At 67.1% G+C, this 13,067-nt stretch carries 12 protein-coding genes; 10 read left to right on the top strand and 2 right to left on the bottom strand.

Annotation, left to right across the window (positions count from 1 at the left end; translation table 11 throughout):
* Positions 1–2 precede the first annotated feature (2 nt).
* The 4 genes from OG413_RS44795 (at position 3) to OG413_RS44780 (ending at position 5,238) form a co-directional block, all read left to right on the top strand.
* Positions 3–1,481, top strand: coding sequence for an amidoligase family protein (locus OG413_RS44795; RefSeq protein ID WP_266815790.1), 1,479 nt, complete (start codon positions 3–5; stop codon positions 1,479–1,481).
* 62 nt (positions 1,482–1,543) lie between these two features.
* Positions 1,544–3,073, top strand: coding sequence for an amidoligase family protein (locus OG413_RS44790; RefSeq protein ID WP_266815789.1), 1,530 nt, complete (start codon positions 1,544–1,546; stop codon positions 3,071–3,073).
* Positions 3,074–3,088: 15 nt separating this feature from the next.
* On the top strand, positions 3,089–3,631 hold the full coding sequence (locus OG413_RS44785) for a hypothetical protein (RefSeq protein WP_266815788.1): 543 nt from the start codon (positions 3,089–3,091) through the stop codon (positions 3,629–3,631).
* Positions 3,632–3,633: 2 nt separating this feature from the next.
* Entirely contained in the window at positions 3,634–5,238 is a 1,605-nt protein-coding gene (locus OG413_RS44780; RefSeq protein ID WP_266815787.1) for an amidoligase family protein, read from the top strand.
* 85 nt (positions 5,239–5,323) lie between these two features.
* Here OG413_RS44780 and OG413_RS44775 read toward each other — a convergent pair whose 3' ends face one another.
* Positions 5,324–6,259 carry a hypothetical protein gene (locus OG413_RS44775; RefSeq protein WP_266815786.1) on the bottom strand — a complete coding sequence of 312 codons (936 nt, stop codon included), beginning with the start codon at positions 6,257–6,259 and terminating at the stop codon, positions 5,324–5,326.
* A 151-nt stretch (positions 6,260–6,410) separates the two neighbouring features.
* Entirely contained in the window at positions 6,411–6,848 is a 438-nt protein-coding gene (locus OG413_RS44770) for a gamma-glutamylcyclotransferase family protein (protein ID WP_266815785.1), read from the bottom strand.
* A gap of 476 nt (positions 6,849–7,324) precedes the next feature.
* Here OG413_RS44770 and OG413_RS44765 point away from each other — a divergent pair, with 476 nt between their 5' ends.
* From OG413_RS44765 to OG413_RS44740, 6 genes are all read left to right on the top strand, one after another.
* The gene (locus OG413_RS44765) at positions 7,325–7,834 is read left to right on the top strand and encodes a hypothetical protein (RefSeq protein ID WP_266815784.1); all 510 of its coding nucleotides are present in this window, start codon (positions 7,325–7,327) and stop codon (positions 7,832–7,834) included.
* Positions 7,835–7,880: 46 nt separating this feature from the next.
* Complete coding sequence (locus OG413_RS44760) at positions 7,881–8,312, top strand: hypothetical protein (RefSeq protein ID WP_266815783.1); 432 nt, start codon at positions 7,881–7,883, stop codon at positions 8,310–8,312.
* Positions 8,309–9,109, top strand: coding sequence for a hypothetical protein (locus OG413_RS44755; RefSeq protein WP_266815782.1), 801 nt, complete (start codon positions 8,309–8,311; stop codon positions 9,107–9,109). Before OG413_RS44760 ends, OG413_RS44755 begins: the two co-directional genes overlap by 4 nt.
* Positions 9,110–9,423: 314 nt before the next feature.
* Positions 9,424–10,839: a hypothetical protein gene (locus tag OG413_RS44750; RefSeq protein WP_266815781.1), complete on the top strand. Its 1,416-nt coding sequence runs from the start codon at positions 9,424–9,426 to the stop codon at positions 10,837–10,839.
* 36 nt (positions 10,840–10,875) lie between these two features.
* Complete coding sequence (locus tag OG413_RS44745) at positions 10,876–11,658, top strand: hypothetical protein (protein WP_266815780.1); 783 nt, start codon at positions 10,876–10,878, stop codon at positions 11,656–11,658.
* A 587-nt stretch (positions 11,659–12,245) separates the two neighbouring features.
* Positions 12,246–13,016 (top strand): hypothetical protein, encoded by a 771-nt coding sequence (locus OG413_RS44740; RefSeq protein WP_266815779.1) that lies wholly within the window; start codon positions 12,246–12,248, stop codon positions 13,014–13,016.
* The last annotated feature ends 51 nt before the right edge of the window (positions 13,017–13,067 follow it).

The following is a 13,067-nucleotide window of genomic DNA, read 5'->3' as shown; positions in this document are numbered from 1 at the left end:
TCATGGGCTCGGGCAGCAGGATCGACCACCAGCACCACCTCGTCGCCACCACCACGGCGGGGCTGACGATCGAGGCCCCGGCCGGTGGCGTCGACCTCATGCCCGAGCGTCAGCGTGACCTCATCGACCAGTGCCTGCAGCTCCAGACCCGCTGGGAGGAGAACAACGGCCAAGCCACGCTCGAGGAATCCATTGAGTACTGGGGCCTGCGTGACCGGCTTCGACACGAGCACGACCTGTGGAACGCGCCCGGCCTCATTGAGGACGTCGAGCGTGAGGACGCCGAAGAGCAGCAGAACCCAGGCTTTCCTCCCCGGGCCAGCGAGCCGCCGGCCAGTGTTCCCGTGCAGCGTGCCGCCGCGCAACTGGTTCTGGACGAGGTCCTGGAGGAGCACCAGACAGCTGCCGCCCTGGCGGTGCAGGCCCGCGACCGGTGGCCCAGTGAGCCGGAGATCAGCTTCGTAGAGGACTTCGAAGCATTCCGTGAGATCCACGATGCCGCCTGGAACCGAGAAGTCCGCGGTGAGGCAGCAGTGCCCTTCCTGCTCGAAGACGCCACAGGAGGCCTGGGGGCCCGCGAGGGAGGGCGCGGCTTCGGAGTGGAGATCGAGTTCGACACCGACGGCGACTATGACGACCGCGACGAGGCCATGCGCGCCATCGGCCGGGACCTGTACGAGGCCGGCCTGGCCCGCGACAGCCGCCAGCACGGCTACCACGCGCAGCAGAACGCGGGGTACACCGACGCCCCCAACGCGTGGCGCCTGGAGGACGACTGCACCGTCGCGGGCGAGATCGTCTCACCGATCCTCTACGACGACCGGCAGTCCTGGCAGAACCTGGCCACGGTCTGCGAGATCGTCCAGCGGCACGGGGGCGGCGCCAGCGAGCGGACCGGCGGGCACGTCCACGTCGGTCTGCACGACTACGACCACGACATCGCCAACCACCACCGGCTGATGCAGATGTACGGCGACTACGAGGACGTCCTGTTCCGGCTCGCGGCCAACCGGAACGCCCCGGACTCCGCACACCGCGGGACGGAGTGGTGCGAGCCCAACCGCGTCCCCTCAGCAGGCTTCCGCTCCCTGCCCGACGTCCGAAGCCGCGCACGACACGGCATGGCCGTCAACCTCACGGCGGCGCGCGGCGAACGCAGCGACCACGGCGAATTTCGACTGTGGGACGGCTCGGTCGATCCCGCCGTCATCCAGACGCAGGTCAATCTCTCCCTGGGCATGGTGGCCGCAGCCGTTCGAGGAGGCCCCTCACATTCCCGGCACAACGAGCCGATGTCGTTGGGGCGCCACCGCCAGGAATGGGGGCCCGACCAGCGGCTTTCCATCCCGGATCTGGAGGCCAACTCCCTCAACTTCCGGCGGTTCACGGACGAGATCTTCAACCGCCGCAGCCAGATGGAGCAGGCCGCTGCGCTCTATGCCGTCACCCGCTGGCAACAGCCCGACTCAGCGGGCTGGTAGCGCCCGCCGCGCAAGTCCGCACACCGCCCCGTCCGCCCAGAGCAACGAAAGGAGCCATCACGATGGGTTCCGGCAGCAGGATCGACCACCAGCACCACCTCGTAGCCACCACCGCGTCGAATGCCACCATCACGGCGTCAGACGAGGAAGCCCACCTGCAGTTGATCAGCCGGGCACTTCAACTTCGCGAACGCCTTGACCTTCTGGGCTTGACCCCCGTCGAGCAGGAGGAGTACGCCCAAGTCCGTCAGCGCCTGCAAGACGAGTACGGGGAGGTCCCGGCGGCATTCGATGAAAACGATGACGAGGACCGCGATTTTCCAGTGCAGGGTGAAAGCTCAAGGCCGGATCTGACGGGCCTGGCATCCCAAGAGGCGATAGATGCTCTCCGTTCGGCGATGAATGGCAACGTGCCGGCACAGCGGGGCAGCTCCACGGAGGGGCACCTCGGCGTTGATGAGCGAGCGGTTCAGCGTGCTGCCGCCCAGCAGGTCCTGGACGAGGTCGCGGCCGAGCACCAGGCGGCCACCGCCCTTCAGGAACAGGCCCGGGAACAGTGGCCGGCGGACCGGCCGGTCAACTACACCGACGACTTCGACGCTTTTCAGCGTGACTTCGAAGCCGCCCGTGACCGTGCGGAACGCGGTGAACAGGTCATCCCGTACATGACGGAGAACGCCACCGGTGGTCTCGGCGCCCGCGAGGGCGGCCGTGGGTTCGGCGTCGAGATCGAGTTCGACATCCAGCCCGGCGTCGACCGACGTACGGCGCTCCGGAACATCGGCCGTGAGATGCACGAAGCGGGTCTGGCCCGCGACAGCCACCAGCACGGGTACCACGCGCAGCAGCAGGCGGGGTACACCGATGCCCCCAACGCGTGGCGTCTGGAGGACGACTGCACCGTCGCGGGCGAGATCGTCTCACCGATCCTCTACGACGAGCCGCAGACCTGGAACAACCTGGCGCAGGTGTGCGAGATCGTCGAACGCAACGGCGGTCGCGCCTCGTTCGGTACAGGCGGTCATGTCCACGTGGGCATGCACGACTATGACCACGACGTCGCCAACCACACCCGGCTCATGCAGACCTACGCTCAGCATGAGGACGTCCTGTACCGGCTCGCCCAGAATCCGTCGTCCGAAGGCAACCGTCACCGCGGCACGCGCTGGTGCCGACCCAACCCCGTTCCGTCCCAGGGGTACACGGCCCTCTCGCAGGTCCAGTCGTACCACGGCATGGCCGTGAACCTGAGCGGGGCAATGCGCGGCGGGCAGAGCGCCCATGGTGAGTTCCGGCTGTGGGACGGCTCGCTCAGCCCCTCGGTGATCCAGACGCAGGTCAAGCTGTCCTTGGGCTTGGCAGCTGCAGCTGTCCGCCAGGACAGCGCCCCTGCCGGTTCACGCATGGCGTTGGGAAGCCACCGGGAGCAGCGCAGCCAAGCCGGTGTCGGACAGCGGCGCCGGCTCTCCGGTGACGATTGGCGCACGAACACCGCCGACTTCCGGCAGATGGTCGACTCGCTTTTCCAGCGCCCCGAGGATAAGGCGCAGGCAACCTCTCTGTTCCAGCAAACTCGCTGGCAGGGCCGCTAATCCATGGGAGATGTCATGACTTTCATCCGTACCCGCAACGCCTCGTCCGCCGCTACGCCGCTGGACCCGCCCACCAAGGAGGACGGGGGCAACTACGTCTTCGAGATGATCTACGACGGGGGGAGCTGGCGCGGCTACGCCGACACCCCGACCGAGCTCGTGGAAGGTCTGATTCCGGAGTACCCCGAACTGGTCAGCCCGAAGGAGAAGGCAGCAGCCCGCATCCGGCTCGCCCTGCGCCTTCAGGTCCAGATGCAGGCGGTGCTCGCGGCATCGGAGGAATTCGGGCAGTGCACACCCGAGCAGCAGCAGGCGATCCTCGCCCCGCGGGACACGCCGCCTGTGGTCAGCCGCTGGGACGCCCCGGTACCGCTCGTCCTGGTGACCACGTTCTACAAGCCGGCTGGTCGGCTGGCCCGGCCCGAGGGGCCGGATGGGGCGCTGGTCTGGATCGAGCCGGATGACGAATGGAGCCTGCTGGTCTCGCTCCACGAGGCCGGCGTGATCCAGGTGGCTGCTGCAGAGGGCGCGCTGCCGCCCAATGTCCGAGGGGAATGACCGTGGGTTCGGGAAGCCGTATAGATCACCAGCACCACAGCGTCGCGCCGACGCGCGGCACCGACACGCTCGTTGCCGAGGCCGCGCCGCTGACCATTGAGGAACGGGCAGAACGCGCCGAGGTTCGCATCATTGACACCAGTGCGGAGGATGCACCTCTTAATCAGTTCTATGTGACCAGCAGTGATGACCACATGGTGTTTCTGCCACGGCGTCCAGACGTCATTCTGGGCCAAGTGACTGACGAGCAGGACGCCCTGGTCCAAGTAGGCGGCAACATCGAAAGTCATCACGTCTACGGTGACGTCCGGGTCACCCGTGGCCCCTCCGGCCAGCCGGAGGTGACGTCAGAGGATCTTCAGTGCTTGTGCCCCGACTTGCACGACGGCGGTGACGCCAGCACGTGCGACCGTCGGGCTGCGATGGCCAACCTGATTCAGGAAACGCTCAGCTCCCGTGGCCACACGGCAGTCGACCGGGCGGCGGCCCAGGAAGTTCTCAACGAGGTCGCCGCCGAGCATGCCGCCTCGATCGCAGCACAGGACCAAGCACGTGCCGAAAGAGCGTCGCAACCCGCGGTGCGCTCCTACTCGGACGACATGGACGCCTTCCAGGAGGCGTACGACCAGGCCCGGGCGCGCAGGAACGCGGGCGAAGCGCTGGTGCCGTACATGACGGAGAACGCCACCGGGGGCCTCGGCGCGCGCGAAAGCGGGCGTGCTTTCGGTGTCGAGATCGAGTTCGACTACCCCCCGTCGATGCCGCAGTCCGAGCGGCAGGCAGCTAACCAGCGGATCGCTCGCGACCTTCACGCCGCCGGCATCGCACCAGACCCGTACATGCACGGCTGGCACGCCTCGGCGCGCGAGGGGTATACCGACGCCCCGAATGCCTGGCGCCTGGAGAGGGACGGGACCGTCGCGGGTGAGATCGTCTCGCCGATCCTGTACGACGAGCCGCAGACCTGGAACAACCTGGCGCAGGTGTGCGAGATCGTCCAGCGCAACGGAGGTATCGCCAGCGCGCGAACTGGTGGTCACGTCCATGTGGCCGTTCCTGACTACGACCACACCGTCGCCAACCACAATCAGCTGATCAACACCGTGGCCGGGTACGAGGACGTCATATACCGAGTCGCCCAGAATCCGGGAGCCGACCGGCACCGTGGCCTGGAGTGGTGCACCCCGAACAGCGAGCCATCACGCCCATACACCTCGGTCTCGTCCGTGCAGAGCTACAACAACAGCCACCACATCGGGCTGAACTTCCAGTCCGTCAGCGGGCGGGAGAGCGATCATGCCGAGTTCCGGATGTGGGACGGCTCGTTGGACCCCGGAACCATCCAGGCGCAGGTCAACGTGTCGCTCGGCCTGACGAACGCGGCTTTGCGAGAGGCCGGAACTACCCCTGCGCCGCCCCCTCAGCGTGTCGGGCATCACCGCCGGGCCCGGGCCGCAGCCGGCCAGCGTGGTCCGCTGACCGGCGAGGCGTGGACCAACACCACGCGCTCGTTCCGCAGCATGGTGGACAGGATCTTCAGCCGGGAGGAGAACCGGGCGCAGGTCGCCGCGCTGTTCGCCGGCACCCGCTGGCACGACGGGCGCTGAACTCCGACAGGGCGAGGGACAGGAAGAAAAAGGGGCCGGGCACCGCATGATGCGGTGCCCGGCCCCTACTTCGGGATCGCTGGGTTCACTTGCTGGGTGAGAGCCACAGCGTCGGCGGAACGGACCGCGAGCGCTGGGGCTCACGGAGCGTCCGGTGGCCGCACACCTCCTCGTCTGCCGCCTGGTCCTTGATGCTGAAGCCCCGGTATGCGACGAGGTGGGCCAGCCGGTCGTCCTTGGCACGCGCCGTGGCGGTGAACTGACGGTCGCCCGCGAGAACTGGCGCGCCCTTGGAGTAGTCCACCATCATCAGCGTTCCCTCCGGCACCATCAGGATCGTCGCGATGGTGACGTCCGCTGCCCGAGCGGCCTTGCGGAACCAGCCCGGGTTGGACGCCCAGTACAGGTTCCCGTCCGTGTCGACAGCGATGGAGAGCGGGCTCACCGCTGTACGTGCCAGCATGACGAGCTGCGGCCAGCGCCGGTCGGTCCACGCCAGCGCGGCTCGGCCCACAGTGGCCTTCAGGACGTCGAGGGTGGGCAGGATGACCCCGCCCGCCTGGTCGAGTGCCTGGTACAGGACCTCGGTGTCAGTGTCACCGGTCGGCCGCTGGAGATCGAACTCCGCCCTGAGCGGCCACGCGTCAACGTCTCCGTTGTGCGTGCCGATGAGCTGACCCACCTGGAGCGGGCTGGAGTTGACCAGCGTGGTCCCACCCTGCGTCTTCCATCGGGTGTGCCCGAGAGCGACGGGTGCCGCGTCGAGGGCGCTCCTGTACGTGGGCTTCCACACGTCACGGAACCGGCCCGGTCCCTTGATGATGCGCCAGCCGCCCGCCGTCACGTCGCGCCGGTTGGTGACCGGGCGCCGGTCGAGCTTCTTGGTCGCGGAGGTGGCGATTGCCAGCCCCGCTGAGTCCTTACCCCGCTCTTCGGCCAACTGGCCGAGGGCAACGCACATGATGGTTGCGCGAGTGGGGTCACAGGTCTGGTTGCGGATAACTCCGAACAGACCGCACATGGTTGTTCCTTACTTCGCCTCGGACGCCCAGAAGGGGCCCGGGTGTACTGCTCAAGCCGTCAGGCCGCGCGGCACGCGGCCTGACGGGTGTTTCGTGATGGGTTGTGCCATCCGCCGCCCGGTATCGGGGTTCATGCGGTGGCGATGCGGACTACCAGGAGTACCCGTACTGGGATTCCGCCTTGACGAAGTCCCCGCCGGGAATCTCCTCGGAGTCGATGAACCAGCGGCGGGACGACTTGCCCGCGAGGTAGACGTACGCCTCGACCGTGCTGCCGTCGTCAAGAGTGACCGTACGAACCTCGCGGTCGTACATGTTGGTGCATCCCTCACCGTGGTAGCCCTCAAGGCGGTCGAGATTACGGAGCACGCCGGGCCACAGCTCGGTGTCGACGTCCATGACCTCACCTACGACGATCCGGTCCTCACGCTGAACAGCGAAGGGGACTCCGCGACCGAAGAGGGTGTAGCCGTTCAGGATCGCCGGGCGCTCCTGAACCGTGGTGCCCTTGAGGATGCCAAAGTAGTTGCCCTGTCCGGCACGGAGCGTGCCGTAGACGAAAACGGGCTTCTGGTCAGTGGTGAACAAGTCGTCCGCCACCTTTCTGCTTAATGCTCGCCGGTCACGTTCTCCGGCGTCGATGACACAACTCTACAGCATCACTTCTGATTAAGCAACTAGCAGATTCAGAGCGCCCACCTCGCGCCCGCCCCACCTCCCCCCGAGTCGATCGAGGCGGCGAACGCCAGGCAGTCGCGACCCTCCCGACCCCACGGGCCGCCCGCCGGGGCGCCCGGACGCCGACCGAGGGTCCACGGCCGACGCGAGCTAGGTGCATCGGCTGGAATATTGCTTAAATGGTTTTACTGACGTACTCTTGAGGTGTCGGTGGGCGTGGCTCATCGTCCGCACGCCACCTCGAAGGAGCCGCTTCGTGCGGCTCAGCCTCCCCCGTCCCCTCCCAGCGCGGCGGAGGCTCCGGGCCCGGGCGTGCCCTTGCCGCCCGGGCCCGTCATTCCTTCCAATAGGCCGTCTTTTACGTGGAGTTGACTATGTCGTTCATCATGAGGACGCGCTCTCTCGCTCAGCTCGACCAAGCAGCGCTCCGCGCGGCTGGGCAGCGGGCCGAAAGCGGTGCCGCAGGCTGCGTCGGTGCAGCGACTACAGCTCCGTACGCTGTCTTCGCCACCACCGACTGCGCACGGCGCATGCTGCGCCGCGTGCTCTGCCTCAAGCGTTGGGTTGCCATCTCCTGCCAGGCCGATGAAGTGCATCCCGTGGCCGAGGGGGCGGTCGGCCAGGCCCTACGGCTGCGGATATCGGGCGGGGACTCTCCCCGCGAGTTTCTCGCCGCGTACGACGAGGACCGGCGCTTCGCCCTCAGTCCCATCGCTCCGTGTCCGCACTGCGCGGCGCAGGTCCCCACGGTGTGCGTCACCAGCCTCGCCGACTACGGCGACTGGCTGCACAGCACCCGTGAACTTGCCGAGTTCCCGCTCTACCGCACGTCGCCCGCCCATCGAGACGACTGCCCGATCCCGCACCAACTGCCCGGCACGCGCCCGTGCAGCTAGCCAGAACCCGCGCCCCCACGTACCCGACCAGATCGAAGTAGCACCGATGCCCTCCCAGACTCCCCAGTCCCAGCCGAGCGCCCAGCCCCCGCAGGCCAAACCGCGCATCACCGTCGTGTCAGTTCCGACTCCCCGCCGGCTCACCGAGAAGGAACAGATCTTCCACGACGGGCTCGCCGAGCACCTGCTGTGGGCACTGCCGGTAGCGATGCTCGAGTTGCACCGCAGGCCTGAATACGCGCTGGAGCAGCATCGAGAGTCCGCCGCCAAAGCGATCGGCAGCCGCGGCGACGCCATCCAGTTCCCGACCAAGAAGCACACCGCGCAGGCCGGCCAGCAACTCGACATCGGCCTCGCCTACCTGGCGCTGATGTCGCCGGACGGCGTCACCAAGTTCGGGGTGCACGCGTGTGCCGCACCTCACGACAACTGCCCGGCCGATGCCCGGGACTCCCACCAGCCGGAAAGCACGACATGAGCGACACCACGACCACCGACAAGACCCGTACGAACACCCAGAAGCCGCGCCGGCTCCTTACTCAGAACAGCCAGCTGCGGGCAGAAGGGATCTTCAACTTTTCACTTCCCGCCTGGGCAGGACGATTCGCGGACGGATCGACGTACAACGCCTGCCCTGAGGCCGGGGCGTGCGCCAAGCTGTGCTACGCCCGAGTTGGAACGTATCGTTTTCCGGTGGTACTGGCCGCACATGAGCGCAATATGTGGATGACGATGTACGCACTCGCCGACTGGGAAGCACAGATGGCCGAGGAGATCCGCCATAAGCGATTCCGGGGAAAATGGATCAGGCTTCACGATTCCGGAGATTTCCATTCGGATGAATACCTTGAGGCGTGGCTTCGCATTATGCGCGACGCACCGGAAGACACCTGGTTCTACTGCTACACGAAATCCGTTTCAATGTTTCGCAGGCTGGTCGAGCCGAATCCACCCAAGAACTTCCTCTGGTGCTACAGCCTGGGCGGGATGGAAGACCATCTACTCGTCCTCGAAGGCGACCGTCCGGACCGTCACGCCGAAGTGTTCCCCAGTGCCGAGGAGGTAGAGGCGGCGGGCTACACCGACCAGACGGAGTCCGATCTACTGTCGGTCCTGAGCGAGTCGCCAAAGGTCGGAATTCCAGCAAATCGGATCCCGGCGCTGCTCAAACGCCAGGGCAGCGAGACCTTCGGCAGCTTGCAGCGGGCGCTGGACAAGAAGATCGCCGAGAAGCGGAAGCGGGCCGCCACGCGCGCCCTCCATCTCGCTTCCTGACTGTCGCGCGACGCCGTCGGTAGCGGGGCCGGCATTTAGTAGTGGGCGAACTCCTGGGGCGGGCCCGGGGAGCACAGGCTCCCCGGGCCCGCCCGCGCGCCGTCGCGTCTGAGCCGGAGCCGCTCTCGAAACGCACCACGAATTGCTTAATTGCACGAATCGCTGTACGTTGTGAGCGTGGTTTCTCCCTGCGTCCTTCCGTCCCACGCGGAAACACAGGGGAAGGGGCCGCTGGCCACGTACAACAGCATCACCCCGCTGGCGCATCACCGCGCCCTGCAGGAAACGATCAGGCCACGCAGGCCCTGGAGCAGATGATGATCCCCGCAAACTCAACCATCAAGCAGACCACCCTCGAGAAGATCGCAAAGCGATACAAGGTGGGTTACTCGACCGCCGCGTCCTGGCCGGACGAGCCGGCCTTCCCGTCCCCCGTCGACCAGGGATGGGGCAGGACCCAGCTGTACGACGAGGCGGCCGTCGATGAGTGGGTCTGGGAGAACAAGCCGGAGGCCTGGGTCAAGGCCCACCCCAAGCAGAAGGACAAGTTGTCGCTGCCTGCCGGCGCCCCGAAGGACCTTATGCCTCTCCAGCGGATCGGAGAGCTCGAAGGCCGTTTCCTCTCCCGCGAGGCCACGCCCGTTGCGACCCTGCGCACCTACATCTCCCGGGGCGTCCTCGCCCGGCCCGACCGGCGTGCCGGCGACGGGGGCCAGCCCAAGGTCGAGCAGGACATGTGGTTCCGTGAGACGGCATACGCCTACATCACCCGCCCGCGCAGCATCCGGCGGAAGGTTCAGAAGGGCGATGGCGAGCCGCGGGAGCCGAGCGCATTCCTGACGCAGTACTTCGAGGAGAACCCGGGCCTGCTCACCCTCGAGAAGATCGCCGAACTCGACGGGAAGGAACACGGTCGCGAGCCGACCGCAATGACTACGCTCAAGATCTACATCTCTCAGGGCAAGCTGGCACGTCCCGACCGCAAGCCGCGGGACGGCAAGACACCTGCGGTCGACGAGCGGATGTGGGAGCCGGCGAGTGTCCTGCCCTTCTTCTGCCGGCCGGCCAGCCGGCGCCGCACGGTGCAGCCCCGAGAGGACCAAGCTGCATCTGTGGAGCCGAGCGCGTTCCTGACGCAGTACTTCGAGGAGAACCCGGGCCTGCTCACCCTCGAGAAGATCGCCGAGCTCGACGGCCGGGAACAGGGCCGCAAGCAGCCGACGGCGGAGTCTTCCCTGAAGGTCTATATCTCGCAGGGCAAACTGGCGCGCGCCGACCGGCTGCCCAACGACGGCAAGACACCCGCGGTCGACGAGCCCATGTGGACGCCGGCCGCCGCCCTGCCGTTCCTCGCGACACCGCGCCAGGCCTCCCGGGGGAAGAGGGATTCCGCGATGCCCGCCGACGGTGAGCTGCGGGAGCCGAGCGCGTCCCTGCAGCGGTACTTCGCAAAGCACCCGGGCCTGCTCAGTCTGGAGACGATCGCCGAGCTCGATGGTCGCGAACTTGGCCGCAAGCCGACGGCGCTGACGACGCTGAGGTCGTACATCTCCCAGGGCAGGCTGGTGCGCGCCGACCGGCTGCCCAATGACGGCAGGACGCCCGCGGTCGACGAGCCCATGTGGACGCCGGCCGCCGCCCTGCCGTACCTGCTGCGCCCTGTCGGCCGCGGTGGCGCTGCAGCGAAGAAGACAGCCGCAGACGGCGACCCGCAGGGTGCCGGCCAGTAGGTTTGCGACCACCCGCCCCTACCTTCAAGGACATCCATGACAAGCAGCCGCATCGACCAAGCGGGAATCAGTGCCCGGTATGGCGTTACGTCCAAGGACGCCACCGCCTGGATCAAGCTGGTCAACTTTCCGGCTGCGGATGACCGTGGACTGCGGGACGTCGCCCGAGTCGACTCCTGGGTGCAGGCCATGCGGCCGCAGTACTGGCCGCCCAAGCCCGAGCCCGAGCCCGATGCTTCCAGTGCCCAGGGTTCATCGCCGGACAAGCCGACGAAGGCCGCCGCCGCTGCACCTGCGGCGGCGCCCGTACTGGTCACCGAGACTCGGGCCGAGATGGCTAAGCGGTTCCGCGTGAGCTACAACACCGCGAGCGCGTGGACGAAGGCCGCGGCGCGGCGAAACACGGATGGCGACGTCGTGGCGAAGGCCTTCCCCGCGCCCGGGCCGGACGGGCAGTGGGACACGAATGCCGTGGACGCATGGGTGCGCTCATTCAGGCCCCGCGTATGGGCGTCATACTCCGGTGGCGAGCCTCAGTTCGCAAAGCCCCTTCCTGAAGGACATCCGAAGGACCTGCTGGATATCGGCGAATACGGTGTCATCCGCGGCAACGCGTTGAGCGGCAAGCCAGCATTGCGGAGCACGATGCAAACCTATTTGCTGCGAAATCAGATTGCGCAACCGGACCGCGTCCCGAAGGACCGAAAGCGCCCCGAGGTATTCGAGCCGATGTGGTTCCGCGAGACGATCTACCGGGAGATCCGCAGGCGCCTCACGCGGGGAATGTCGGAGGTAGACGAATCCTCTGCGAAGGATTAACGGGCGACTTCTGAGTTCCTCACGCGATTACCTCCTTGGGCGGAGGTGTCGGGCTGCACCCAAGATTAGTAGGCGCCCTGGCCTGGATGCTGAAATCTTGGGTGCAGCGGAATTGGCCTTCGGGCTTCCAGCCGATCCTCTGGGCTGTCGTCCGCTACGCGGGCACCTGAGTAGAGCGCGCCCGCGGCGAGCCGGGGCGCGGCGTCGGGGCGGCTGCACAGGTCGGACGTTGGGGATGACCTCGCCCGACCCGGGACTTCAGTACGTCCCGCAGTGCCGCACCTGGCGCGTTCCGAGTCCCTCATGCCGGCCCTCCCTGACAGCTGTTGAGGAGATCCGCCTGGCCCTGACGGAAGTCGGCGTCCCGCACAGCTTCGCACGCAGGGCCACCCCTGGGAGCTGACCTGACCAAGGATGGGACCACCGTCTATATTGCTTAATTGACGCTATGCGTGTAGCTTTGGGTTCCGGGTGAGATTCTTCCACCCGCCAATGGAAACCGCCGAAGTCGCAGCGCCCGACAGCCTCCGAGCCGGACTATCCGGCAACGAAAGCTGTCGGGCGCTGCCCCATCACCAAGGAGATCCGTGATGCAGACGGAGTCTCACCCGCCCGAAGCCGAAGCACTGGAGTTCCTGGAGCTCCTCGAAGGCGCCCCCTTCGCCGCGCCGTACACGAGCCAGGTCATAGACTGGCTCATCCGGGACAGTTCACCGCCTCCAGAGGAATCCGCCGCGTCCCCGGCTGGGCGGGCTGTCGCCACACTGCGGCGCTACGGCGACGGTCACGATCTGGGAGCCGGCGAAATCGCTCAGCGCGTGCGGGACGTCTCGCATGCGATGGCCCTGGCGCAGGCCGATCACTACGCGGCAGACCCAGGAAGCCCATCCGCCTACAGCGCCAGCCGTACCGTTCGCGGACGGGACCTTCGCAAGCTCTGCGTTGTCGTGGGCTGCGGCCGGAGTTTGGCAGGCCCCGGACGCTCGGTTGTGATCGTCGACCACGCTTGCGACCCCATCGTCTTCCGCCCCCTCAACGCCGTGGGCGCCACCAGGCACCGGCCCGCCCGCAAGGGCGCCAAGAACGGCGAGAGGCTCGGGCGAGAGGTGCTGGCGGTACTGGCTCCGCACGTCCGCCTTGCTGATCGGCGATCCTTCGAGGGGAGCGGGGTCTGGGTCGAAGCGCGGCGTGATGCAGTCGAAGTCGGATGGTGGTCACCGGACATGACAGCCGAAACCACACCTGGCCTTCTCGGCCCCTGGGTCACGGGCGGGGTGCGTTCTCTGTGCGCCACGCTCCTTCGCGGTGAAGGTCTGGCCATCTCGCAGGACGACACAGCACTGCTCGTCTCACGTTGAGCCGGAGTCGCCTTCCTGGACGGAACGACCCGCACACTCAGCACTCACATC

It is taken from the genome of Streptomyces sp. NBC_01433 (assembly GCF_026340105.1).
Classification (GTDB): domain Bacteria; phylum Actinomycetota; class Actinomycetes; order Streptomycetales; family Streptomycetaceae; genus Streptomyces.
The sequence above is the reverse complement of the archived record's forward strand: the minus strand, read 5'-3'. Positions and strand labels throughout refer to the sequence as shown.